Here is a 26037-nt window from a genome sequence, read left to right on the forward strand (position 1 = left end):
GTGCTACTCCTTATCCAAAGTTTGAAGCAATCTTGACTTACTGATCATCCCAAAGTACTTGCCTGAATCATCAACCACAGGGACTGGATAAGGGGCTTCTGCCACAGAGCCTAAAATGTCATTGATCGATTGTTCTGGATCGAGCGTGATTGTCGAATCCAGCTCAGCACTTGATAGGGAACGGTTTTCTTTGTATGCCAAACGGAGGGAGTCGAGTGAAACGATACCTGAGTAACGGTTACTCTTATCGACAATGATGCCGAACTCGCGGTCATTATCGGTCAGTAGTTGCAATGCGGAGGCGGGCCCATCATGTTCTGACTTCTTAAATACAGCTGCAGGTGTTTTCTTCGCGATGTCTTTGGCTGTCAAAGCACTCGAAATGTTTACCCCTTTGAAAAAAGCGGCAACATAGTCATTAGCTGGCTTATGAAGAATTTCATCCGGTGTACCCACCTGCACCACATCGCCGTCTTGCATAATGGCAATACGATCGCCAATACGCATCGCTTCGTCTAGGTCATGAGAAATGAATACGATCGTACGTTTATCTTCGTTTTGCAGGCGAATAAGCTCATCTTGCATTTCGGTTCGAATCAATGGATCGAGCGCAGAAAACGCTTCATCCATCAATAAAATATCAGGGTCGCAAGCCAACGCTCGCGCTAAACCGACTCGTTGTTTCATACCTCCAGATAATTCATCTGGAAAGGATTCGTTGTAAGCACTCAACCCAACGCTTTCGAGAGCTTGTGACGCGTAGGTTTGACGTGTTGCCAAGTCCATCCCCGCCAACTCCAACCCAAATGCGGCATTCTCTAACACCGTCATGTGTGGCATTAACGCGAAATTCTGAAACACCATGGAGATGTTGTTACGTCGAACAGCTCTGAGCTCTTCTGCGGAGATCGTGGCAATATCTCGCCCTCGAAACAGAACACTACCCTTTGTTGGCTCGATGAGACGGTTGAGCAGGCGGACTAGTGTCGACTTGCCTGAACCGGATAGTCCCATGATGACGAATATCTCACCTTCATTAATCGAAAGAGAGGCATCGTTGACACCTATCGTAAGTCCTGTTTTGGCGAACACTTGGTCTTTATCTGCGCCAGATTCCATCATAGAAAAAGCGCGTTCGGTGTCTTCTCCAAACACCTTATAGAGTCCCTTAACTTCCAGTATGGGAGCCATGAAAATAATCCTCCTTTGGATGCACATTTGCACTCATATTTTGTACTCTAAACAAAATTTGAACCTAATTCAAACAAATTGGCGTTGAGCCTTCTTGCAACTCAGCAACTGTTTTAGATTCTCGATTTATAACCCAAGCCACAAAAAGACATTAAAATATTGATATTGAACAAAAAAAACAAACAACCTTCAGAATAAACGCCTATCAAAAGTAAAACATAGCAATATGGGTTTTCATTTTCAGTATCTAACTCAACTCAGTTACGCCATATTTAAATATTACTGAACTAAACATTAGACATCAAACAAAAATCAACCCCAACGAACCCACCAAAGTGTGACTTAAATCACAAATAAACAGCTAAACCCGCGCATTACTTGCTTTTTACAGCGATTTACGTGTGATAATAGATTTAGAAATTAATTAGAACTCAAAGTAAATGCATATCCCTATGATCGTATCAGCACCTTGGGTGGCTTACCCAGAAATCGAAGAGCAGCGCCTTGCTCACAGTTCGTTTAACGAACCCAAAGCAGAAGATGGCGACGAGATTTTCAATTTAATCGCCCAGTGCCCTCCGCTCGACACGAACTCCTCCTACTGTAACTTTTTACAGTCAACACACTTTAGCCAAACCTGTGTGCTTGCTCGCTGTGACAATGAGGTGTCAGGTTTTGTTTCGGCGTACATCAAGCCCGACGATCCAACGACACTGTTCATTTGGCAGGTTGCAGTTTCTCCCAATCACCGTGGTAAAGGCTTGGCCTATCAGATGATTAAGTCACTGCTCACAAGGGAAGTTTTAAGAAGCATAGAAGCGGTTGAAACAACGATTACTCAAGATAACAGCGCATCTTGGGCGCTGTTTAAAAAAATTGATCAAGAAAATGATCAGAAGGGGCGTGTTTCGACCTTTCTTGACCACGCAACACATTTTAAGGGAAAGCACGATACTGAGTATTTGTATCGCATCCCACTAAAACCCACTCAAACCAAAGGATAGATAAACGGTTTAATCATGGACATTTTTGACAAACAAGAATCACAAGTACGTTCTTACTGTAATAGCTTCCCAGTCATATTTACTAAAGCAAAAGGGTGTTGGCTAGAAACAGAATCAGGAGAAAAATACTTAGACTTTCTTGCTGGTGCTGGGTCACTCAACTACGGCCACAACAACCCGATTTTTAAAGAAGCGTTGCTTAACTACATTGAGAGTGACGGTATTACACATGGGTTGGACATGCACTCGAGCGCGAAAGCAGATTTCTTGAAGGCACTGTACAAGCATATCCTTCAACCACGAGGCTTGAGCTACAAGGTCCAATTCACTGGCCCTACAGGGACGAACGCTGTAGAAGCCGCACTCAAACTCGCGAGAAAAGCCAAAGGGCGTAGCTCTATCGTCGCCTTTACCAATGGTTTTCACGGCTGCACCGCAGGCGCTCTCGCTGCCACAGGTAACCAGCACCACCGCCAAGGCGCGGGGACCAGTTTAAACGATGTGACTCGCATTCCATTTGAAGGGTATGCCGACGTTGATGGATTGAAATTATTCGAAACCATGTTGAATGACAACTCTGCAGGCATGGACAAACCTGCTGCCGTCCTTATTGAAACGGTGCAAGGTGAAGGTGGTTTGAATGCAGCTTCTGATGCTTGGTTAAAGCGATTGAGTAACATCTGTTCGAAGCACGACATCCTACTGATTGTGGATGATATTCAAGCGGGTTGCGGGCGCACAGGCACCTTCTTCAGCTTCGAATCTGCGGGCATCAAACCAGATATGGTAACACTATCAAAATCCATTGGCGGTTATGGCTCTCCGATGGCGCTTGTTCTGATGAAACCAGAGCTTGATATTTGGAATCCGGGTGAACACAACGGCACATTCCGCGGTAACAATCACGCATTTGTGACGGCGACAAAGGCAATTGAGGCGTATTGGACCGACAGCGCCCCTTTCGAGGAGCACATCTCAAACTGTTCAGCACTGGTTTCTGAAGTGATCCAGTCTACGCTGCTCCAATACCCGGATAAGTTCGTCGCTCGCAAAGGTCGCGGAATGATGATGGGGATTGAGTGTCATAGTGGTGAGTTGGCAAGCGATATCGTCAAGCACTGCTTTGACAATGGCTTAGTCATTGAAACCGCGGGACCAAACGATGAAGTGGTCAAATTTTTTGCTCCACTAACGATCACCGAGTCTGAGCTACAACAAGGCCTAGATATCTTTAAAAATGCCGTTGAATCTATCATCGAGCAACAATTTAAAAAAGCGTCGTAACTGGGAGAAACAAGATGATTGTACGTACATTAGAAGAGTGCCGTGACAGCGAGCGTAGGGTTGCTTCTGAAACATGGGAAAGTGTTCGCATGTTATTGAAAGATGACAAAATGGGCTTTTCCTTTCATATCACTACCATTTTTGAAAACACAGAAACGCACATCCACTATCAAAATCATCTAGAGTCCGTCTATTGCATGAGTGGTGAGGGCGAAATTGAAGTGGTAGGCGGTAAGACTTACCCAATTAAACCAGGGACACTCTACATTTTAGATAAACATGATGAACACTATCTTCGTGCCTATAAAGGAAAAGAGATGGTGATGGCATGTGTGTTCAACCCACCTATTACAGGTAAAGAAACGCACGATGAAAATGGCGTTTACCCACTCATCGACTAAAAAACGTTTCCTGGCTAGGTCATAACGACCTAGCCACCACACCTGCACAACTCACAATCAAACAAAAGGCTTTAACATGATTTATACCGTAGAGAAAATCGGCGGTACTTCCATGACCGCATTCGATGCTGTTCTAGATAATATTTTAATCAAAGATAGCGAGGAGGAAATGTATAACCGAGTGTTTGTCGTATCGGCTTACTCTGGCATTACTGACGCCCTACTCGAATGCAAAAAAACCAGTAAACCCGGCGTCTATCAATTGGTTGCTAAGCGAGAAGATAACTGGCAGCAAGCGCTAGACTACGTTGAGCAGCAAATGTTACTCACCAATGAACATATGTTTGCAGATCCGATGAATCGCATGCGTGCGGACAAGTTTATTCGTTCTCGTATTTCAGAAGCGAAAGTGTGCATTTCGAATATATTAGAAACCTGCCAATATGGACAGTTTTCACTTCGTCATTACTTGCCCCAGGTTCGAGAATTTCTTGCTTCCATTGGTGAAGCGCACAGTGCGTACAACACGGCGTTGAAGCTAAAAAATATGGGCTACAATGCTCGTTTTGTAGATTTATCTGGCTGGGACACACAAGTGCCAGCGAGTTTGGACGAATGTATTCTCCAAGCATTTTCAGACATCGATACAAGTAAAGAACTTCCTATTGTCACTGGATATGCGTCATGTAAAGAAGGGCTCATGTCCACTTATGACCGCGGCTACAGCGAAATGACATTCAGTCGAATTGCTTCATTAACTCATGCTGACTTGGCCATCATCCATAAAGAGTATCACCTGAGTTCGGCAGATCCTCGTGTCGTCGGAGCTGAAAAAGTACTCCCATTGGGAGAAACAAATTACGACGTTGCCGATCAACTTGCCAACCTCGGCATGGAAGCGATTCATCCCAACGCAGCGGCCGGCCTGAGAGAGAGTGGCATCGAACTACAAATTAAAAACACGTTCGAACCTCTTCACCCTGGCACACTGATCTCAGGGGAATACCGCCCCACTATGGATAAAGTGGAGATCATCGCAGGTAAAGAGAAAGTATTCGCTCTACATCTATTTGATCAAGCGATGGTTGGCTGTGTCGATAATGTCAGCTATGACTTAATGGAGATCATCACAGATACTCGCGTTAGGCTTGTCGGAAAAGAGATGAACGCCAACTCGATGACGTACTACCTAACAGGAAGTACTGATGCGTTAAATAAAGTGCTTTATAAGACGGAGAAACGTTTCCCGCAGGCCAACATTAAAGGTCGAATGGTTGCCCTGATCTCTGTTATTGGTTCTCAGTTTGATACCAATGAGGCACTGGCTAAAGGCGTCTTGGCTTTAATGGAAAAAGATATCACTCCAATCGCCGTTCATTCATCAATACGTAATGTCAATGTTCAGTTTGTCGTTGATGACAACGAGTATCAAATGTCTATATGTGCGCTGCATGACGTATTTTTCTGTCAGCAGAGCCAGATACATAGCGTGGCTATTTAATTGATTAGCAATACTCCCCTTAGAGCTAACTTCAACAGTTAGCTCTATTTATATCTATCAACGTCACAGCCTGAATTTTTCCGTTTTGAAACTTATCGAATCATTTGACGTAACTTTGCCGACATAATGTCAGTAGAGAACACCAACGCCAGAATAACCAGTACACAAGCCGCTGTATCGCTGTATTCGAACATCTTCATAGAAGTCATCAGTTCAAAGCCAATCCCGCCAGCGCCAATCATTCCTAGTACTGCTGAGATTCGGATGTTCGCTTCAAGGCGATACAAGATGACGCTGATCCAGTTCGGAAATACTTGTGGAAGCACTGCAAATAGAATGATTTGTAACTTGGAGCAACCCGAAGCTTTCATTGCTTCAATTGGGCCTTGGTCCATCTCTTCTATGGCTTCAGCAAAGAATTTCCCTACCATGCCCGTGCCGTGCAGAGATAGTGCTAGTACGCCAGCAAAAGGCCCAAGCCCCACGGCCGCCACAAAGATCAGTGCCAGAATCAGCTCGTTAATACCACGCAGTACATTCAGTATTTGGCGTGATAAGTGGTATATCGCTATATTGGGTGTGACGTTTTTAGCCGCAAGAAAGCTAGTCGGTAGCGCCAGCACAACCGCAAGTACTGTTCCCCATAAGGCGATTTGCAGAGTTTGAATGGCTGGGTCAATTAGACTATCGCTAATGTAACCTAGGTTTGGTGGCAACATGCGAGAGAGAAAATCCCAAATCCAAGGCAAGCCTTTCACCAACGAAGATACATCCATGCGGGCACCGATGGCCGACCAATGCAGCAGCGCATAAATAGCTGCCACGATTGGGATCAAAACCCACCAGCCTTTCTTTGGAGGGTTGGCAATAAACTGTAAGTTGCTAGATTTCATTTCAAGCCACCTTGTCTTGTTGGATGCGTTGCTGACGGCGTTTTTCAGCCATGCGTAATACAAGCTGACTAATGCTGTCGTCTTCTAGGCCGGAGTAGATTTTGCTCACGATGTCTGGTGTTAAGTCTTCTGGCAGTCCATCAAAAATGACTTTGCCTTCCGATAAGCCCACAATCCGCTCGCCAAACTCCATCGCATAATCAATTTGGTGCAAGTTACACAGCACGGCGATGTTACGCTGCTTACAGCTGTTTTGGATGTAAGTCAGCACCTTACGTGACGATTTAGGGTCGAGGCTCGCAACTGGCTCATCGGCCAACATCAATGCTGGGTTTTGCGCCAGTGCTCGCGCGATACCTACGCGCTGCTGCTGGCCGCCACTTAGGCTATCGGCACGAGCGTTTTGCTTATCGGCAAGGCCAACTTGATCTAAACACTCTTTGGCAATGTCGATGTCTTGTTTAGGAAATAGCTGCAATGCACAGCTCCAAAACGGTAAGTTAGACATACGTCCAACTAACACATTTTTAAGCACCGACAAACGCTTAGTGAGGTTGTGGTGCTGGAATATCATCCCGACGGATTGGCGAATTTTGATCAGATCTTTGCCTTTCACATGAGCAATATTGTGGCCGTTCAGTTCAATTTCGCCGTCCGTCGCTTCGGTGAGCCTGTTGATGCAACGTAGCAGTGTGGATTTACCCGCACCCGATGGGCCCAAAATCACCACAAACTCCCCTTCGTTGATCGTTAAGTCGATGCCTCGCAGTACCTGATTATCACCATAAGACTTATGTAACTTATTAATTTTTAACATCATGGTTCCTTAGCAACTCAGTTACTTAAATTTAGCCGCTTCGCGCACTGGGTCGTATGCTGCATCATTGGTTTCGACATAGCGGTTCACAATGCCTTGGTCGCCAAATTGCACGGATTTCATTGATAGAAACGCCTGTTTAATACGCTCTTTATCAGCTTCTGGAATATCGTTACGCCACACCATTGGCGACTCTGGAATCGATTCCGAACGCCAAATCACTTTGTACTCATCTTTGCCAATAATGCCCTTCTCAACTGCAGAGTTAAGAATACGGTCTGCAACCGTAGCGGCATCCACTCGGCCATGTTTCACAGCAAGAATGTTGGCATCGTGTGCGCCGGTGTACACCACGTTGGCAAAGAATTGGCGAGGCTCTATCCCCTCACTGCGTAACCCAACATATGGAAACACGTAGCCAGAAGTCGAAGTCGGAGAAACAAACGCAAAGTCCTTACCTTTGAGATCAGACAATTGATTGATATTGTCTGCATTCGCTGGTGCAATAATTTGGCTGTGGTACGCCACGTCACCCGCTTTAACCGTTTCTGCCACAACAAACGCTTCAACATCGGCAACTTCCGCAGCTTTCACGTACGAAAATGGACCAAGATAAGCAATATCGACGTGGCCTGCTCGCAAAGCTTCAATCACACCGTTGTAATCGGTCGCGACAAAACCTTCGACTTCAACGCCCAGCTGTTCACTCAAACTATTAATCAGCACTTCGCTTTGTTTGATCATCGCGCGTGAATCTTCTGAAGGAATCAGCGCTATTTTGAGATCATCTAACGCCTGTACCGACAAAGAAGCGAATACAGTACTGGCCGCAATAGACCATTTCAGTAGTGATTTTTTGGTGTTCATAATCCGTTACCTTTAAAAGAAAATATTCATTAGTTGTTTGGAACAACCAGAAAAGTTTTTGCCACGCTCTCCTTGCAGGGCGTCTTCCACCACTTGCTTCCACTCTGAGCGTGTAAAACCATAATCTTCTGGTTGAGTTTGTACGTTTAATGCATGAATCCATGTTTCGAGTTCTTCCGCCGCTGCGTTAAGATCTGCGCCAAAAATCGTTCGCAGGTGCATCGAAGTTTCACAATCCGAATCAGAGAACGAGGTTAGAACCGCAGGCAAAGTAAATGAGCAAGCAATGCCATGAGGTAGCCCTTTGCTTAGTGTGACCGCATAAGAAAGGTTATGAGAGATGGATGTTTTGGTATTCGAAAATGCCAAGCCAGCGTTGAGTGAGCCCTGCATCATCAAGCTACGTAGCTGCAGGTTGTTTGGTGTCTTAACGAGCTCTGGGAGTGTTGAAAGAATCGTCTTGATCGCTTGCTGAGCAAACATCAGTGACACTGGGTTACAGTTACAATTCCAGATACTCTCCATTGCATGGGAAAGTGCATCTAACCCAGTTTGTACTGTTAACGAAACAGGCAGTTCTAGGGTTAATTTCGGGTCGCAAATCGCTGTTTCTGGATACAAGCTTGGGTCACTCAGAGAAAATTTCTTACTTGACGCATTGTCCCAGATCGTCGCCCAGCAGGTGACTTCGCTGCCAGTACCTGTGGTCGTCGGCAACACAATCATGGGTAGTGCGTTAGCAACATCCTCACCTTCCACCAGAACATTGTGAATTACCCAAGCATTCGACTTGGAGACCGCCAATGACTTAGTGGTATCAATCACCGAGCCACCACCGATGGCGACTAACACTTCTACATCTGATTCGTGCGCTGAAAAGGCTTCGCAGATCACAGGCAAGTCGGCGATATCTGGGTTTTCGGAGACTTGATTAAATACAGCTTGGCCACCCGCAATAGAGCTTAGAATCTTTCCCGCTAACTCATCAAAATAGGGATGATCATAAGTCACAATTGCGTAGTTACGTCCATTTAGCGCAGCGTCCAAAGCAGGTAGCGCGTCTTGCCCAAAGCTAATACTGACTGGGTTGTGAAATTGCCACATCGTTGTGTCTCTCGTGTCTTGTTCGTTTCGATGTGCAAACTTTAATTTATGAAAATGACACTAATGTTTAATGAAAATACTATTTAATCACTCCTAACATAGAAAAAACCGAAGCTCAGTTCTGTGCGTGTAAGGCACAGCAATAGACCGCTAGATACCGACATATGCGCGGCAACGTCAGTAGTTAGGAAACGAAATGAAACACACACAATTACGCTCTTTTCACACCGTGGCAAAACTCGGCAGCTTCGCTAAAGCGGCAGAGGCACTCAACATTTCTCAGCCGACTATTACGGCGCAAGTTCGTGAGCTGGAAGAGCAATACAACGTAGTCCTGCTGCATAGACAACGAAATAACAACCGGCTGACCTACACAGGCAAAGAGTTGTATGAACAAACTCGACTGATCTTTTCACTGCAAGAACGAGCCAAAAAGCTATTGGAAGCTCGCGGCTTACTGAAGATTGGGCAATTTAACGTGGGAGCAGTTAGCCCTGCGGCAGTGCTATCACTGATTGAACGATTCAAACGTTATTACCCTGATATTGATGTAAAGATTCGTACCGGTGGCTCAGATCAGATCCGCAATAGTGTTTTAAGCGGAGAGCTAGAAATAGGCATGCTGGCTTATCGTGACCCAAACCCCAAACTGGTTTCAACCAAAGTGGCAGAGCAGCCGGTGGTACTGGTTGTCCCTAACACTCACAAGCTAGCTGAACGTAAATCGATAACACTAGCAGAGTTAGAAGGAGTCAAACTTGTCCATAGAGAGCCAGGCTCAACAACCCGAAAAATCATTGAGGATGAATTAATACGAAATAGCGTTGTCATCCACAATGAACTTGAGATCGACAGCCGCGAAGGTGTGAGAGAAGCGAGTATTTATGGGCTTGGCATTAGTTATGTCGGGCTACATGAGTTTCAGCCACATCCAAACATTACAATGGTCAAAATTTCTGACCTCGAGATAAAATCAAAGTCCTATTTAATCTACTTAAAAGAGCTAGAACAACTTCCGGTGATAAAAGTGATCCGACAATTGGTGGATGAGTAGTTGGATTAGCTTTGTTAACTAACCATCGTTATCACCACATTAATTACTCAATATAACTCGACTACGCATACTTCAAGACTTTTGATGCGCTCTTACACTGTCAGTAAGAGCGCTCTTTTCACTACCTCTTTATTAGAACCAGCTCGGTATCATCATGCAAAACTGCCAATACGTATGCTTATTTTAATCTCGTTCGAATGATTACTAATTAACCTCCAGTAACATTAAAACCAACATCCCCAAACATACTGTGAGGCTAGATAGCAAGGTTGTCAGACCGATTATATTGGCGCATAAAGTAGTATTACCGCCCAATGCCAGTACCATTGCATAGCTTGCGGCCGCAACTGGAGCTGCGTTCATAAAGAACAATACCCCCAATTCAATACCGCGAAAGCCAAAATAGTAAGCAAAAAAGGTGAACAACAGCGGAGCAACTATCAATTTATAGGATGACGCAAACCAAGTTGGCCCTTGATTATTGCGTAACATCTTTAAATTCAAGCTCCCTCCTGTACAGATGAGCGCGAGAGGCAAGGTCATTTTCGCTAAATAATTACCTGTATCTACCATCACGTTCGGTAAACTAATAGGAAAGAGCGCAACAAGTAAGCCCAAGACAATTGAAATAATTAGTGGATTTTTGCCTAAGTTCGTTACAAGGGTTGTTATATTGATAGACTGAGAGCCCTGCTTACGAGGTGATAAACAGATAACCGCTTGAATATTATATACCACTGTAATCACAGCGATATATAGAGCAGCAAGTGCAACACCTTGACTACCAAATGCATTGTCGACATAAGCAACACCGATAATAGACGTATTGGCTCTAAAGCAGCCCTGTATCAATACACCATGATCTTCCGAATGTTTAAAGATCAACTTGGTCGATAGAGTGCAAACAATAAAAAACGCCACAGTCAAAATAACGGAAAACAATATAAAATCAAAAGCTTGAGTAAAGTCATGCTCCGAAGTAGCAATACTAATAAACAACATCGCAGGTAAACCAACTCGAAAAACAAGTTTCGAGGCAATGTCGATAAAATTTGCATCAATCCAATTGACACGCCGAAAGGCGTAGCCTAGCAAAATGATTAAAAAAATCGGCGTAACAATGGAAAGGGAGAAGGACAGCTGATTTAGAAGGTCCAACATAATTGTTCTTCATATCCAAATTAAAGCTGGGGGTCAATTTTAACAACACAGCCCTATCAATCGGGCATCGTTACCTTGTTATTCAAAGAAGAGATAGGTTCATCAAGATGGGCAGTTAAAACTTTAATACCTTTATCTTCAAGCTCATTTTGAACATGAACTGGAAACTCAGTGTCTGTAACAATTGTGTCAAAGCATTTGATGCCTATTGCATGAAACGTCGCAACTCGCCCATATTTAGATGAGTCACTGACAAGAATGTTCTTTTGTGCGGCTCTGGCTATCGCTTTTTTAACAACAACCTTAGGTTCACTCGGTGTCGAAATTCCATTGAGATTCCATGAAGATGTTGAAATAAAGGCAATATCGATATTCATCGAGGCTAAAAATTCCGCGACTTTACCTCCAATACTGGATTGGTTGGCTTTATCCACACGCCCACCAGTATGGTATAACTCACATTCACCATGGCGTGACAGGTAAGCTGAAATTACAAAATCGTTAGTGATCACCAGCAAATCATCTCGCTGAGCAATATGATGAGCAATCTCGAGTGTAGTTGTACCCGCATCAAGGTATATTGTGCTCTTCTTCGGAATCAATTGACTTGCAATATAGCCTATGACTGATTTTTCATTCGATTTTAGAACCGACTTAACATCATGAGATGGCTCACTCTCGAGTATCTGAGTGAGTTGCACACCGCCAGAAACTGAAGTCACTTTTTCCAGCTCTTCGAGTTTGGCGATATCACGACGAATTGTCATATGTGAGACTTGCAGCCGATCTGCTAGCTCATTAATACTTATAACCTCATGGGTTGAAAGTAGAGAAAGTATAGTTCTGTGACGCTCTGCTGGGATCATAGTTGTTTCCGATATTCGTAAGCACCGTCATATTAACAGCACTAGATAGTCTAAGGAATATTAGGTTTGCCCTTGTTTTTATTTATAATTTTAGAACAAGGGCACGAGATAAATTTACTTTGCCATTACGCTAGGTAGCCACAGCGAGATTTCAGGCACGAAAGTAATTAACATAAGAGCTGCAATCATGCTAGCGATCCAACCCATGACGGCTCGTGAGAGATCTTCAAACCGAATATCGCCAACTTGCGATGCCATAAACAGGTTTGCACCCAATGGTGGAGTCACAAAACCAATGGCTAGGTTGACCACCATAACAATACCGAAGTGAACCGGATCCATACCGATAGATGCAGTCACTGGCAATAGGATAGGCGTCAAAATAACGATGGCGGCCAGAGTTTCTAAGAAAGTGCCGATTAATAATAAAAGCAAGTTGATACACAGTAGGATGAGAATCTTGTTTTCAGTAATCCCTAAGATAAATTCCGTGATCATACTTGGGATACGCTCAATGGTTAAGATACGCCCAAATGCCACGGATGCACCAACAATCACCAGTACAGTTGAAACAAGAAGAGCAGACTCAAGAGTCATCTTAGCTAACCCCTTTAGTGTTAGCTCTTTGTAGTAGAACATACTAAGTACAATGCCATAAGCCACTGCAACCGCTGCTGACTCAGTAGGCGTAAACAGACCACTGTAAATACCACCTAAAATGATCATTGGCAGAAGCAATGCTTCTTTTGCCTCACTGAATGCTTGCCAACGCTCAGACCATGTCGCTTTTCGTGGCGTGCCCACATAACCATGTTTCTTTGATTGATACAGGTTGTACCCAAGCAAAAACAGACCAACAACAATACCCGGAACAATACCCGCCATGAACATCGCAGATACTGATTGCCCAGAAACAATAGCATACACAATCATAACTACACTCGGTGGAATAATGACACCAATACCACCAGCTGTCGCAATCATAGCGCCTGCATAGGCTTTGTCATAGCCACTTTTAACCATCATCGGGATCATAGTAAGACCAATAGCCGCAACGGTTGCCGAGCCCGTACCTGACACAGAAGCAAAAAATATACACGACATAATTGCTACTACACCAAGACCGCCAGTGTAATGGCCGAAAAAGCTCTGACAAAGTGCAAGTAGGCGGTTCGAAATACCGCCATGGCTCATAATGCTTGCCGCCAGTGTAAAGAGCAAAATAGCGATGAGTGGGAATGAATCTAGCCCAGATACTAGCCCTTGAACATAGAAATCTATATTAAGAAACGGGAGATTCAAAATGGCGAGAATACTTGCAGAGCCAAGTGCAATACCAATAGGAACCCCAATTGCGACCAGCAAAGTGAGAGAAAAAAATAGAATTGGCGTAGTCATAGTTATTATCCAGTTAGGCTTGTTTCGTTACTGCGTTGTTTGCTGAAATATTGAAAAGGATCGATATATCGCGTTTAATGGTGATAGATAATCTAATAATTGAAAGAGCAGCACTGACCACAAGGCAGACGTAAAGGAATGCGAGTGGTATTTCCATTGCGGGTGCAAGTTGCCCCAGACGAAAACTCTTTTCGGTAATTTTTATCGCATAATAAAGCACGATGCCTTGATAGCTAAGAAAGACTAAATTGCTAACTAAATTCAAAAACTGTTGAGTTTTAACCGGTAGTAATTTGACCAGTGCTAAGACACGAATATGGCGTCCGTCACGGATCGCATAACTAATTCCAAGATAAATCACCCACACAAATAAAAAGCGAGCCGCTTCACCGGACCAAGCAATTGAGATATTGAATGGACGTAAAACAATCTCTAAGAAAATAAAAGTAAACAAACCAAGAGTAAAGGTGACAATAATGCTCGGTTCAAAGTATTTATCCAATAGGTTAAACGTTTTTTTCAACATAACTTAATTAGGGCACTGTCGTGCCCTCTCCATGATTTTCTAACGTAGAGATTCGGTCTTCTGCATAACGAATGTGTACAGTTCATCACCTGTCTTCGCTTTGATTTCTTCCATCACAGCCGAATTGAGAGCTTGTTTCAGTTGCTCACGAGTCTCAGTTGGAACAGAATTAATGTTGACGCCCGCGTCTTTTAATGTTGCGAGTGTCGCTTGGTTTTGTTCCTCTGCTAGCGTACGTTGATTCGCTATGAATGTTTCGATCGATTGTTCAACCAAGGCTTTGTCTGAATCGGAAAGTTGCTCCCAAAACGCTGTATTCGTAAACAGAACGTGGTTACTGTACATGTGCTCTGTCAAAGATAGATATTTTTGTACTTCATAGAAGCGCTGAGTATAGATAGAATCAATCGCACTTTCTTGGCCTCCAATTAACCCTTGTTGAAGAGAGGTGTAGATCTCACCCCATGCCAATGGCATTGGAGACAGCCCTGCCGATCTCCATGCTTGTATCTGACTTGGATTTGCTGCTGAGCGAATCTTTAGGTTTTTGAAATCTTCAAGGTTTTTCAATGGCTTTTCATTATTAGTAAAGCTACGAAAGCCAAGCTCTAGATAGCCAAGGCCTTTAAACCCTTTTTCATCCATGCTGCTAAGCAGGGCTTGACCAGCATCACTATCTAGAACGCGGTGAGCATGGGCGCGATCCTCGAACATATAGAAAGTATCAAGCACGTTAAATTGTGGAATGATAGGGGAAAGCAGTACTGATGCTGCCGTTGTCATTTGAAGGTTATTTGCTTGAACCATTTCAGTGGTTTCACGTACCCCACCAAGTTGGCCTGCACCATAAATCTCAACCTGAATATCGCCATTTGAACGGGTTTCAATATCTTTTTCAAACGCTTCAAACGCAACAAACAGTGGAGAGCCTGGTTGGCTATCGTGTGCAATACGAATCGTAGTTTCCGCTAAGCTAGATAGGGAAACCATACAGGTTAAAGCAGCGGATAGTGTGGCAATCTTTCTCATGGTAGGGTCCTTTTCAATCTATTTCAGATAGTTTTATTTTATTTATGTCTTATGAGCATGTGCTTACGCCTTTCATAATTTATCAATTATTAACAATTTACAAGTTTATCATGACAATTATTAACACAAACTCGCGTTATCTTGATTATCATCACAAATATTAACAAGGACACCCTTCACCAAAAATGAACATATCCACTTGTTATTTATCAACTTTTACTAAAAAAACCTGTATTTTCGTTTTAAGTTAACAAAATTACAGGGTGTTAAAAAATGTTATATGCGGTTATTGTAGAGCCTGTACCGAACATAATGCTGATGATATGGAGTAAATAATGCGAATAGGGGTTATTGCTGATGACTTTACTGGGGGCACTGATATTGCCAGTTTCTTAGTAAAGGGCGGGCTAAACACAGTGCAATTAAGTGGCGTACCGCAAAGCCCAATCGAAACCGATGCTGATGCGATTGTAATCAGCTTGAAATCTCGCTCATGTGCACATTCGGAGGCAATTGAGCAATCACTTAATGCTTTAGCGTATTTACAGCAGAACGACTGTACACATGTTTACTTTAAATACTGTTCTACGTTTGATAGTACCGAGAAGGGCAATATCGGCCCAGTAACAGATGCATTAATGGCAGCATTAAAAACCAAATTTACCGTTGTTTGTCCATCATTACCTTTGAATGGACGTTGCGTATTCAATGGTAATTTGTATGTCAATGGAGTGTTGCTCAATGAATCTGGTATGCGAGATCATCCAATCACACCAATGCGCGACTCAAACCTTGCACGCTTGATGGATGCCCAAGCAAATGGGACAACAACACTCGTCAACTACCAAACGGTAGAACAAGGTTGCGATGCCATCTTAAAAGCGTACGCCGTCGCTCAGCAAGAAGGGCATAAATATGCTGTAGTGGACGCATTCAACGAGCAGCAATTATCTCTAATTGCACAGTCTTTGGTCGATATGCCTCTTATTACTGGTGGTTCGGGTTTGGCTTATCATATCGCAGCCGTTGCCTCTCAACATAAGAAGCAAGACTCAGAGATGAAAGTACCGAACAAAGTACCGGGTGTCGTTCTGTCTGGTTCATGTTCACAAATGACCAACCTTCAAGTTGCAGCATACCAAGACAAAGCACCTACCTATGCTATTGAAGCTGAGCGTTGCCTCACTGATGACTATTATGCCCAACAAGTATCTGAATGGGTAATGGAGCAGCAAGGTCTTGACTATGCTCCGATGGTGTATGCAACCGCCAATGTTGAAAAGCTGAAGCAGATCCAGCAGCAATACGGCGCAGAAAAAGCCAGCACCGCTGTTGAAGCTTTCTTTGCCAAACTAACAGAAATACTCTCTGATCGTGGTATTCGAAACTTTATTGTTGCGGGCGGCGAAACCTCTGGAGTGGTTACTCAACACCTCAACTTAGCGGCGCTCAATATTGGTAAAGAGATTGCCCCAGGCGTACCTTGGGTATTCTCACTCGACGGTCACTTTGCCTTAGCACTTAAATCAGGTAACTTCGGTAGTGAGCAGTTCTTTTCTCAAGCTCAGGAGATGTTTCATGTTTAAATCTGAGGCAGAGCTAAGAAAAGAATTTGTGAACTTGTGTCAGTCTTTGTTTGAACGTGGCTACGCGACAGGTGGGGCTGGTAATATCTCACTGCGGTTGCCTAATGGCAATATCTTAACCACTCCAACAGGTTCATCTCTAGGCCGACTCAATATGGATCGTCTCTCTGTTGTGAGTATGGACGGTGAACATTTAAGTGGTGATAAGCCTTCAAAAGAAGCAGAGTTTCACCTGGCGATTTATCGCGAGAAGCCTGACTGTGGTGCTATTGTTCACCTTCACTGTACGGCATTAACAGCAGTTTCCTGTTTGAAAGACTTGGATTACACCAATGCACTTAAGGCTTGCACACCCTACTACATCATGCGTATCGGTCAATTACCTGTTGTACCCTATTACAAGCCGGGGGATCCCCGTATTGCACAAGACTTGGCTCGTCTAGCCGCCAATAACAGAGCCTTTTTGCTTGCTAATCATGGTCCTGTTGTCTGTGGTACGGATCTCTATGATGCGGTCGATAACGCTGAAGAGCTTGAAGAAACAGCCAAGTTGGCGCTGATGCTCAAAGGGCATGACGTGCGTTACTTAAATGAACAAGAGCAACAAGAGCTCCGCGAGATGAAAAAATAATGGCCACATTTTCTGCAAATTTGTCAATGCTGTTCCAAGAGTTCCCCTTTGAGCAGCGCTTTGAGCAAGCGAGCGCATCAGGCTTTGACTATGTTGAGTGCTTGTTCCCCTACTCACTGCCGATAGAAACGCTGCAACAAACACTTGAAAAGCATCAACTTGAGTTTTCACTGTTTAATGCTCCCGCTGGCGAATGGGAACAAGGCGAGCGAGGCTTTGCTGCCATTGCCGAGTATCAAGAGCGTTTTCAACAAAGTATTGCCAAGGCTCTTGATTACGCGGTTGGCCTAGAATGTCGTAAAGTGCATGTGATGGCAGGCAGTCTTCCTGAGGGAAACGAGTTATCGTTCAGTGATGAAATCTTTATCGATAACATTCGCTATGCTGCCGATCTGTTTGCCGAGCACCAGATTGATGTTTTGATTGAGCCGCTAAACCGCCGTGACAACCCGCACTACTATCTGTGCGATTTTCATAAAGCGGTCGCGTTAATTGAGCAAATCAATCGGAACAACGTGAAATTACAGTTCGATATCTATCACGCTCAAATCGTGCATGGGGATGTAACCAAACTCTATGAACGATACATGAATTATGTCGGCCACATTCAAACGGCCTCAGTCCCTCATCGCAATGAACCCAATAGTGGTGAGCTAAATGATAACTATCTATTCCGCTTGATCGATAACAACGGCTATCAAGGTCAGATTGGCTGTGAATATCGACCAGCAAGCACAACCCAAGCCGGATTGGCATGGATCAATCATTACAATAATACCCAGAAATAAGGAAATCCCTATGAACGTAACTCAACGTGAAGCACAAGAACGCCTAATCAAAAGTGAAGAATATGTATCTTGTACCGAAGCCTTTCTTGATTGCCGTCTACCAGGTTCCATTCCAAAAGGTAACTACTCACTCATTGGTCCGGGCGTAACGCAAAGTGAAAACCAAGTTGTTAACCTAAAAGAGAAACATGGCTTTAATATTGGTGCGGCATCAATGCCAAATGGTGTAACGAATAACCTACATATCCACTTTAGTGCTGAGGTATTCATGTGTACTTATGGTGAGTACACCTTCCGTTGGGGATCAAAAGGTGAATACGAGTACACGGCAAAAGAAGGCGATATTCTTTCAGTACCAACGTGGCTATTCCGTGGCTTTACTAATACTGGGCCTGATGGCAGCTGGTTGTTCACATGCCTTGGCGAAGATGACACGGGTGGTGTTATTTGGCACCCAGGCATCATGCAAGCTGCGAATGAATCTGGTATGTACTTAACGAAGAAAAATGTTCTAATCGATCTTGAAGCAGGCGGGACGCTTCCAGAAGACAAATCAGAATTAATGCCCGCTTTCCCAGAAGAAGAATTTGCGAACCTACGCCAAGTGGATCTAGAAGGAATGTCACAGCGTATCAGTAGCCGCGAAAACCGCCAATTCTACTCAAATGCGTTAATCGATTCTGTACTACCGGGTCATGGTTGTTCAATTGCACCTGTGATTGGCTTTGGTATTACCCAAAATCGTAATTCTCAACCCAATATTACTAATCCACACAACTTCACGATGGAAGTAGTTAAAGTGCCAGCTGGCAATAAAGTTGGTCCTTTCAAGATTGATGAGAAAATGGTCATCATCCAGACTCACGGTCAGATCGAGCTTGGTTTGAATGAACAGCAAGATGTGACAGTCGCGATTGAAGCTAACGATACTTACTCAGTACTAGCGGATGCATGGCGTACTATTAACAACAACTCTGAGCAAGAAGCGGAATTCATTATGATCACGGCAGGTGATGCGAGAAAACGTCCTCAGTTTAGCAATAAAATCCTAGCGGACGTATACGAGCTAGGTTACACACTGGATGCGAGTGGCTACATTGTTAAGCGTAACCTCATCGTTGAAGAAAGCACACTACTGGCAGACTAATCATGAGAAAAAATCGACTACTAGAAAAATTTGCCGCAGAACAGGTAATGGTCAATAGCTGGATTTCGATCCCAAGTAGCTATGGTGCTGAAGTTATTGCTCACACGGGTGTCGATAGCGTCACTGTGGACATGCAGCATGGCATGATTGGATTTAGTGATCTGGTTCATATTTTTCAAGCAGTGTCAGGCTCACCAGCGGTACCTCTGGTGAGGGTACCATCCAGCGAACCAAGTATGGTAATGAAGGTATTGGATGCAGGCGCTTACGGCATCATTTGCCCGAGTGTCGATACTCCTGAGATCTGCCGTGAGCTCGTCTCAGCTTGTCGCTACCCTCCTCTAGGTACTCGATCATTTGGTCCAACCCGTGGTCTCACCTATGGTGGCAAGGATTACACTGAGCATGCTGACAATGAAATCATGGTTCTTGCGATGATTGAATCTCAGCAGGCGTTGGATAACCTTGAAGCGATCCTCGATACTCCAGGGCTAACCGGAATCTATATCGGCCCGAATGATCTGGCGTATAGCCTTGGCGAAAAGCCAGGTACAACCAGTGACAAAGTGGAAGACGCTATTGCACATGTGTTGCGCCAAGCGAAACAACGTGGCTTGTTTACCGGCATTTTCTGCTCTGGTCTGGAGAATGCTCTACAGCGTAAAGAGCAAGGCTTTGATTTAGTGACTCCGGGCAATGATGCTGGCGCATTAAGAAATGCCTATCAGCAGTTTGTCGGCAAAATCGGCAACATTGAGAAAGAAACTGTCTCTGCGGGTGGTTATTAATGGCATTACCCATTGTACTGCTACCAGGAACACTATGTGATGAGCAAGTATGGGATAAAGTGATCGCTGAGTTGAGCCCTACTCAACCGGTGATCACCAAACCCCTAGGCGCGCATCGCAACTGGGATGATGAACTAGCAAACCTAGTCGCAGATTTACCAGAAGAGTTTCTTCTGGTCGGCTTTTCACTTGGAGGGATCGCGGCACTGGCATTACTCACCCAATATCCTGAGCGAGTCAAACGCCTAGTATTAGTGGCGTCTACAGCTTTAGCGGATCCCGAAGAGTCACAAGCGCGTCGCCGAGAATTACTAGCCTTGGCCGAGCAAAAGGGTGATTTTAAGGCATTAGCTTTGATGCAGATCTCACCTTGTGATCAGCAAAATCTTGGAGAGCGTGGCGTAGACTTCGCTGTGCAAATGGCTGAGCGCTTTAGTGTTGAGCAATATGCTTGTCAGACAGAGCTAGCTTGTTCACGTCAAGACACTAGAGCCACACTTACACAATCCACATTACCTGTTGATCTTATTTACGGTAGTGAAGATCAGGCTTGTGGTGAAAATAAGCAGCGGTTGATCGTGCAATCTTGCGACCAAGCCCAATTGCATCGCGTTGAAGGCGCAGGGCATTGGTTGCCACTAAGTCATCCTGAAAAGGTAGCGGCCATCATCAGTGCATCATAGTTGTTCTTTAAAGGTATTAGGCCATGATGTGTGGGTAAGACTGCATATCATGGCTCTTGTCTGCGGCTAACCTATCTTCATTGTATCCGCCCCATGAACCCACGGGGCGATATGACTAATGTTTGAAGTTCCAAGGTAGGATTGCATCGATATCTAGCTCCGCTTTCGCCAGCTCTTTCATGCACTTGACCATGTAGTCGTAAAGGATAAGGCCGTTGGCTTTTGCTGTCTCGACGATACTGTAAAGCATCGCACTCGCGTCAGCACCATTTGCAGTGGTCGAGAATAACCAATTTTTTCTGCCAATGACCAACGGTTTTATTGCACGTTCAGCACGGTTATTGTCTATCGATAAGTGGCCGTCATCGATATAGCGGATGAGCTTCGGCCATTGACCGAGCGTGTATTTTATCGGTTTACCCAACGGGCTGGACGCTATCACTTGTTGAGTCGTCATCCATTCGTACAACTCATCCAGTATCGGCTTGGCATGCTGTTGGCGTTCTGCTTTTCGTGTCTCGACAGACGCCCCTTTTAAGCGGGATTCTATTCCATACAGCTTCTGGATTTTGGCGAGCGCCTTATCTGCTTTGCCTGACTTACCTTTACCTAGAAGCTTCTTCGCATCCATGAACTTGCGACGTGCATGCGCCATGCAACCAACATTGGTCACTTGGTGAAGCCCATCATAGGCTCCATAGCCATCGGTTTGCAGATAACCACGGTAATCTCTCAGGAAGGCAACAGGGCACGCCCTCGCGCGACTGTTTTGATAGTCGTACAAGGCGATATTTTTCACGTTGGGAAGTGCGGCTTCTGGCGAGTCTGCGCCCGAGCAGTAGAGCCACATGTAGCATTGCTTATCTTCCTTGAGGACATTGAGCGGCGTTTCATCCGCCTGAACCACCACTTGCTCGAGTAGATGTGTTTTCAAAGCAGCATAAAGCGGTGCGAACTTCTCACTGACTTGGATAACCCACCTTGCCATAGTCGTGCGCGATAGTTCGATACCCGATTGGGTAAACAGTGACTCTTGGCGATACAGTGGCATCGCGTATTGGTATTTGCCAAGGATGATATTGGCCAGCAAGCTTTCTGTCGCGAAGCTTTTAGGGATAATGCTTTGCGGCGCTGGATTTTGAACGATGTGGCTTTTGTCTTCAGTTTGCTCACACTGACGACAAGCATACTTAGGACGAACATATTCCAGCACTTTAAGTACCGCTGGCGAGAACTCTAGCTTTTCAGAGCGGTCTTCACCGATTTTATGCAGGCTATGCTTGCAGCACGCGCACTGCTTTTCATGGTCGTCTAAATCGAGTTCGATAACCTCACGAGGCAAGGTTTTTGGAAGTGGCTGACGTTTACCACGCTTCTTCGTTGTGGTGGTGGTTGTGACCTCTTCTTCCTTAGCAGCTTCACATTCCACTTCGTTGAAGAGGTCACCTTGAGATTCATCGTAAGGCTTTAACGCCTCCGAACGTTTAGCGAACTGGCGGTCGAAGGCAAGCTTGAGTTGTTCAAGTAGCGACTGGCGCTCTTGTTTCCACTCTGTTTTCTCCGACATCAAGGCTTTCACCATCGCTTGTAGCTCGGCAACATCTTAACTTTCTGGGTTGATATTTGGCGTCTTTTTCATGGCATTCATTATACTAAATCATGCCGCTAACGCTTGGTAGATAAGGCTTTTTTATCGTTTAAGTCATTGTAAAATCGTTTATTCTTACGGGTTTATGGCCGATAATCGTGAAGCCTGAAAGCAGTCTATCCAGCTCAAATTGAGTCAGGGTAAACACTAATGCCGTTCACTTAAGGTGAGCGGCGTTGTTTTTTCTCGGGTATCGGCTTGGCTTTTTCTTCACTACTCTTGGGAAGGATCTTTCTCGTCTAGGCTCAAGTATTAGGCTCTCGCTCATTGAGTAGAAGTTTTGGAGTTGCCTTGGTATTGCTCCTGGTGACGAGTATGGAAGCCCCACTATCAAGCGCATGATGTGAGCTAATGCTCCATTGAAGCTAAGTTGGTATGGTAAGTAGTCACCACTCAATGTGTTACACATCTGAACCATTTGATACCTAACCAAGTTGTATGTCAGTAATATCCCCCAGAGTTCTTGTTTAACGAGCTCTGGGAGTCGACTGCGCAGCGTAAGGCGGTTACCGATCATGTATTGTTTTTGCTCTCTGTACCCGAGTTCAATCTCCCAGCGATATCCATACAGACCAACTATGTCTGATTTAGGGTAAAGCATCGGGTCGGTCATTGAGGTAAGAACATCGTATGACTTCCCATTTTTGACCCTTGTGATTAAACGTACAACAACCTCTTGTTCTAACTTCGGCCATTTCTTACGTGCTTGCGGATTGCTCTTCAGCTTTATCAGTTTATCTTGTCGCCCAAGAGACTGAACGACTTCATAGTTGAGCCCCTTTTTCATCGGAATAAGCCAATGTCGATTTACGCCTTTAGAACCCCACTCTTGAAGTAAACCAAGGGAGTAAAAGCCTTTATCGAAAAGGGTTAGGCTGTTATCAGGAGTCGTTTCTATCAGTTGCTCGGCCAACTTCATTTCATTCACGGTATAACAGTCAAAAGCGCTACCTGTGATTAAGTGGCTACTTAGCTCCATCTGGCACACCATACGCACTTGTGGGTACTGCGTTTCTTTACCATCACGATTGGTCGGTTTTGCAAAAGCTTCTGCATTATCTTTTGAATCTTCTGTTCGCCACACAACGCCATCAACACCCAGCAATGTGAGCCCATTCCACTTTGGTAAATTTGCATGTTTAAACCAATGTTGTTGCGTACATTGAAAAAGAGCTTTAGCCGCTGATTCACCGAGATTTTTTCTACGTTGTGTTAATGCACTCGGTGCAACAAATGGCTTACCAGAGCGGTCAACAATGTCGAGCATATTGACGATATCCGCCATAGATTTGTCGTTATAAATAGCCATTCCAACTAATAGCCATGCCATTGACTCTAAAGTCAGTTTTCGCTTTCTAAGGGTGACAGTATCTGTTAGCTCATAGGCATCTTTAATTAGCTCAATAGGTAGGAGGTCTGCGAGAGTTTCGACTTGATTAGGTTTGTAGTTATTGATGATGTCGAGGGCTTGAGAAACGTGCATAAAAAAATCCGATAAACAGGGTTCATCGGATTTTTACATGTTGGTAGGATCATTCAACTGATCGGCATTACAGGGTAAACACCTCATTTTTCTCTTTTGATGGCCATTTGTACTTGGCTTTTTCGAGGCGTTTGTACCAGAGAGCAAAGCCTGTTTTATCCCAGTACAATACCTTGATTTTGTCGCGCTGTTTATTGGTGAACAGGAACAGTGCACCGCTTGCCAAGGGTAAGTCGGTGTCACTTTCAATAATCGCAGCAAGGCCATTGATCGACTTTCTAAAGTCGACACTCTCACGATACAGATAAATCTCTGGAGCGCTAAGCATGCGTTTCATGATAGCGCACCGATGAGTTCTGCTAGATAAGTGGCGGGCGTGCTTTGTGGAATGCTCAGCTCAACATCATTGACGAGCAGAGTCATGTTAGCCGTTGCCACTGTAGCTTGATACTTCGTTGTCTTTTCGACAACTTCAGCTTTTACGAAGCCTTGAGAAACCTCAATTTGATTGAGCTGCTGGCGCTTGGCATAAAACGTCGAAGGGTTAATCTCCTTTAGCTTGCAAAAGGCAAGCGTTGACAACGAACTCGATTCAGATTGTTCGATAAGCGTTTGCCATTCTTGATTTGTGCGTCGTTTTCCCATTTCAAATCTCTTCATGGTTGGAGACTTGATCTTATTCTGTGTGTTAGGTGATTAGAATGCGGGGTTTATGAAGCGCTTACATAGCATACCCTTTCTTTATCATAATAAATTCCTTTTTAATATAGTGAGTTAAATAGATTACACCCTCTAAAAACACTATTCAACTGCATGCTAATGGGACAACAATCGGAAGCTCTCCGCAGGCCATGTTGGAACTAAGAAAAAATCTCAGAGCCTTTTACGGGGAAATCTTGAAACGCCGAGCTGAGGTATTACTCGCTGCAAAATAGCTAAAGCCAGAGTGCTGGCCAGGGTGAGATCGTGAACATTTTTTAGACAAAACAGCACTCCATTTGACGAACAGATTTAGCTGTGATCTTATACTCCCTTTTTAGGGAGAGCCTCATGCACATTGACCACTTCAAAGAACATTTTCAAACGATTACCGACCAACGCCAAGGTGCAAAAGTCACTTATTGCTTGTTTGAAGTTCTCTTTGGCTCGCTTTGTGCGGTAATTGCTGGTGCGAAAGGTTGGTTTGATATTCGTGAGTATATTCTCGGGCATCATGATTGGTTTATGCGTAATGACCTGTTCTTGAATGGTATTCCAGCTGATGACACGATTGCTCGAATAATTTCTACGATTGACCCCGAGCAGTTTCATGAGTGCTTCGTTAACTGGATGTCATCAATACATTCCCTTACTGAAGGCCAAGTTGTTGCGATCGATGGCAAAACACTTCGAGGCTCATACAATCGGGAAGATAGAGCAAGCACTATTCATATGATTAGTGCTTATGCTTCTTCAAATAAGCTCGTATTAGGACAGCTTAAAACCGAGCAGAAAAGTAATGAGATAACGGCAATCCCCGAACTAATAAAGATGCTCGATATCAAGGGATCTCTGGTGACCATTGACGCACTGGCCTGTCAAACCAAGATAGCTAAAGCGATTGTAGAACAAGGTGGTGATTACTTGCTTGCGGTAAAGAGTAACCAAGGAAAACTCCGACAAGCGATAGAAAAAGCATTTTCATCTCAGCGAGCAAATGTAGCAGATGACCTCTCTCTTGAACAAGGGCATGGACGTATAGAGTCTCGCCAATGCTATGTCTTTGACAGTACTGAACTTGAAGGTAACTTCTCGCGCTGGAAAGGCTTGAAGAGCATTGTGATGGTTGAAAACTTCCGCCTTGAGAAAGGTAAATCTGTCGACCTAGAGTACCGTTATTACATCAGCTCCAAAGAGCTTAGTGCAGAGCAAGCTGCTATGGCTGTCAGAGAACATTGGGGCATAGAGTCAATGCACTGGGTACTTGATGTCACAATGGATGAAGATGCGTGTCAGATATACAAAGATCACGATGCAGAGAACCTATCATGCCTACGTCATATAAGCTTGAACATGCTCCGAGAAGAGCCAACCAAGCTAAGCATTGTTGGGAAGCAAAAACGATGCATGATGAATACGTCCATGTTAGAGGCGGTATTAAGTGCTGGTTTTAGTCAAGTGGTGAAAAACTAGACACTCATGCGGTCG

The 26037-nt window shown here is 44.4% G+C and carries 26 protein-coding genes; 12 read left to right on the top strand and 14 right to left on the bottom strand.

The genetic code is table 11. The features are described from left to right. Positions 1–3 precede the first annotated feature (3 nt). Positions 4–1191, bottom strand: coding sequence for a glycine betaine/L-proline ABC transporter ATP-binding protein ProV (gene proV / locus vsple_RS21165; RefSeq protein WP_261884067.1), 1188 nt, complete (start codon positions 1189–1191; stop codon positions 4–6). A 452-nt stretch (positions 1192–1643) separates the two neighbouring features. Here proV and ectA point away from each other — a divergent pair, with 452 nt between their 5' ends. From ectA to vsple_RS21185, 4 genes are all read left to right on the top strand, one after another. Continuing rightward, positions 1644–2195: a diaminobutyrate acetyltransferase gene (gene ectA / locus vsple_RS21170; protein ID WP_261884351.1), complete on the top strand. Its 552-nt coding sequence runs from the start codon at positions 1644–1646 to the stop codon at positions 2193–2195. A 15-nt stretch (positions 2196–2210) separates the two neighbouring features. Further along, positions 2211–3479, top strand: coding sequence for a diaminobutyrate--2-oxoglutarate transaminase (gene ectB / locus vsple_RS21175; protein ID WP_261884068.1), 1269 nt, complete (start codon positions 2211–2213; stop codon positions 3477–3479). 14 nt (positions 3480–3493) lie between these two features. After that, positions 3494–3880: an ectoine synthase gene (locus vsple_RS21180; RefSeq protein ID WP_255232868.1), complete on the top strand. Its 387-nt coding sequence runs from the start codon at positions 3494–3496 to the stop codon at positions 3878–3880. Positions 3881–3956: 76 nt separating this feature from the next. Then, positions 3957–5381: an aspartate kinase gene (locus vsple_RS21185; RefSeq protein ID WP_255232867.1), complete on the top strand. Its 1425-nt coding sequence runs from the start codon at positions 3957–3959 to the stop codon at positions 5379–5381. A 92-nt stretch (positions 5382–5473) separates the two neighbouring features. On the opposite strand, the gene phnE is transcribed toward vsple_RS21185, so the two are convergent. Genes phnE through vsple_RS21205 form a run of 4 tightly spaced genes read right to left on the bottom strand, consistent with a single transcriptional unit; the run spans position 5474 to position 9062 of the window. Beyond that, complete coding sequence (phnE, locus tag vsple_RS21190; RefSeq protein ID WP_261884069.1) at positions 5474–6274, bottom strand: phosphonate ABC transporter, permease protein PhnE; 801 nt, start codon at positions 6272–6274, stop codon at positions 5474–5476. A 1-nt stretch (position 6275) separates the two neighbouring features. Then, positions 6276–7094 (bottom strand): phosphonate ABC transporter ATP-binding protein, encoded by an 819-nt coding sequence (gene phnC / locus vsple_RS21195; protein ID WP_261884070.1) that lies wholly within the window; start codon positions 7092–7094, stop codon positions 6276–6278. 18 nt (positions 7095–7112) lie between these two features. Next, a complete protein-coding gene (locus vsple_RS21200) occupies positions 7113–7958 on the bottom strand; it encodes a phosphate/phosphite/phosphonate ABC transporter substrate-binding protein (protein ID WP_261884071.1) in 846 nt (281 codons plus the stop codon). 12 nt (positions 7959–7970) lie between these two features. Next, positions 7971–9062, bottom strand: a complete 1092-nt coding sequence (locus vsple_RS21205) for a phosphonoacetaldehyde reductase (RefSeq protein WP_261884072.1) — start codon at positions 9060–9062, stop codon at positions 7971–7973. A 196-nt stretch (positions 9063–9258) separates the two neighbouring features. Here vsple_RS21205 and vsple_RS21210 point away from each other — a divergent pair, with 196 nt between their 5' ends. Continuing rightward, positions 9259–10116 carry a LysR substrate-binding domain-containing protein gene (locus vsple_RS21210; RefSeq protein WP_261884073.1) on the top strand — a complete coding sequence of 286 codons (858 nt, stop codon included), beginning with the start codon at positions 9259–9261 and terminating at the stop codon, positions 10114–10116. Positions 10117–10320: 204 nt separating this feature from the next. On the opposite strand, the gene vsple_RS21215 is transcribed toward vsple_RS21210, so the two are convergent. From vsple_RS21215 to vsple_RS21235, 5 genes are all read right to left on the bottom strand, one after another. Next, a complete protein-coding gene (locus vsple_RS21215) occupies positions 10321–11277 on the bottom strand; it encodes an AEC family transporter (protein WP_255232861.1) in 957 nt (318 codons plus the stop codon). 56 nt (positions 11278–11333) lie between these two features. Next, complete coding sequence (locus tag vsple_RS21220; protein WP_261884074.1) at positions 11334–12143, bottom strand: DeoR/GlpR family DNA-binding transcription regulator; 810 nt, start codon at positions 12141–12143, stop codon at positions 11334–11336. Between the two features lie 114 nt (positions 12144–12257). Beyond that, entirely contained in the window at positions 12258–13541 is a 1284-nt protein-coding gene (locus vsple_RS21225; RefSeq protein ID WP_255232859.1) for a TRAP transporter large permease, read from the bottom strand. A gap of 13 nt (positions 13542–13554) precedes the next feature. Continuing rightward, positions 13555–14043 (bottom strand): TRAP transporter small permease, encoded by a 489-nt coding sequence (locus vsple_RS21230; protein WP_261884075.1) that lies wholly within the window; start codon positions 14041–14043, stop codon positions 13555–13557. A gap of 63 nt (positions 14044–14106) precedes the next feature. Continuing rightward, entirely contained in the window at positions 14107–15096 is a 990-nt protein-coding gene (locus vsple_RS21235; protein WP_261884076.1) for a TRAP transporter substrate-binding protein, read from the bottom strand. Between the two features lie 335 nt (positions 15097–15431). Here vsple_RS21235 and otnK point away from each other — a divergent pair, with 335 nt between their 5' ends. The 6 genes from otnK to vsple_RS21265 are packed head-to-tail and all read left to right on the top strand — an operon-like array spanning position 15432 to position 20719. Then, positions 15432–16682 (top strand): 3-oxo-tetronate kinase, encoded by a 1251-nt coding sequence (gene otnK, locus vsple_RS21240; RefSeq protein WP_261884077.1) that lies wholly within the window; start codon positions 15432–15434, stop codon positions 16680–16682. Further along, a complete protein-coding gene (gene otnC, locus vsple_RS21245) occupies positions 16675–17313 on the top strand; it encodes a 3-oxo-tetronate 4-phosphate decarboxylase (protein WP_261884078.1) in 639 nt (212 codons plus the stop codon). Before otnK ends, otnC begins: the two co-directional genes overlap by 8 nt. Then, complete coding sequence (otnI, locus tag vsple_RS21250; RefSeq protein WP_261884079.1) at positions 17313–18101, top strand: 2-oxo-tetronate isomerase; 789 nt, start codon at positions 17313–17315, stop codon at positions 18099–18101. The genes otnC and otnI overlap by 1 nt, the downstream gene beginning before the upstream one ends. Before the next feature lie 10 nt (positions 18102–18111). Further along, positions 18112–19248 carry a cupin domain-containing protein gene (locus vsple_RS21255; protein WP_261884080.1) on the top strand — a complete coding sequence of 379 codons (1137 nt, stop codon included), beginning with the start codon at positions 18112–18114 and terminating at the stop codon, positions 19246–19248. A gap of 2 nt (positions 19249–19250) precedes the next feature. Further along, on the top strand, positions 19251–20036 hold the full coding sequence (locus tag vsple_RS21260) for an HpcH/HpaI aldolase family protein (protein ID WP_261884081.1): 786 nt from the start codon (positions 19251–19253) through the stop codon (positions 20034–20036). After that, positions 20036–20719: an alpha/beta fold hydrolase gene (locus tag vsple_RS21265; RefSeq protein ID WP_261884082.1), complete on the top strand. Its 684-nt coding sequence runs from the start codon at positions 20036–20038 to the stop codon at positions 20717–20719. The genes vsple_RS21260 and vsple_RS21265 overlap by 1 nt, the downstream gene beginning before the upstream one ends. Positions 20720–20834: 115 nt before the next feature. On the opposite strand, the gene tnpC is transcribed toward vsple_RS21265, so the two are convergent. The 4 genes from tnpC to tnpA all read right to left on the bottom strand — a co-directional run bounded on the left by tnpC (position 20835) and on the right by tnpA (position 24495). After that, positions 20835–22301 (bottom strand): IS66 family transposase, encoded by a 1467-nt coding sequence (gene tnpC / locus vsple_RS21270; RefSeq protein WP_261884083.1) that lies wholly within the window; start codon positions 22299–22301, stop codon positions 20835–20837. Between the two features lie 223 nt (positions 22302–22524). Continuing rightward, on the bottom strand, positions 22525–23850 hold the full coding sequence (locus vsple_RS21275; RefSeq protein WP_261884084.1) for an IS4 family transposase: 1326 nt from the start codon (positions 23848–23850) through the stop codon (positions 22525–22527). A gap of 67 nt (positions 23851–23917) precedes the next feature. Further along, positions 23918–24187, bottom strand: coding sequence for an IS66 family insertion sequence element accessory protein TnpB (gene tnpB, locus vsple_RS21280; protein ID WP_261884085.1), 270 nt, complete (start codon positions 24185–24187; stop codon positions 23918–23920). Further along, positions 24184–24495 (bottom strand): IS66 family insertion sequence element accessory protein TnpA, encoded by a 312-nt coding sequence (gene tnpA, locus vsple_RS21285; protein WP_261884086.1) that lies wholly within the window; start codon positions 24493–24495, stop codon positions 24184–24186. Before tnpA ends, tnpB begins: the two co-directional genes overlap by 4 nt. A 405-nt stretch (positions 24496–24900) precedes the next feature. Between tnpA and vsple_RS21290 the strand changes: the two genes are divergently transcribed. Next, entirely contained in the window at positions 24901–26022 is a 1122-nt protein-coding gene (locus vsple_RS21290) for an ISAs1 family transposase (protein WP_261884087.1), read from the top strand. Positions 26023–26037: the final 15 nt, after the last annotated feature.

Origin of the sequence: Vibrio pelagius, assembly GCF_024347575.1 — a bacterium.
In the GTDB taxonomy this organism is placed as follows: domain Bacteria; phylum Pseudomonadota; class Gammaproteobacteria; order Enterobacterales; family Vibrionaceae; genus Vibrio; species Vibrio pelagius.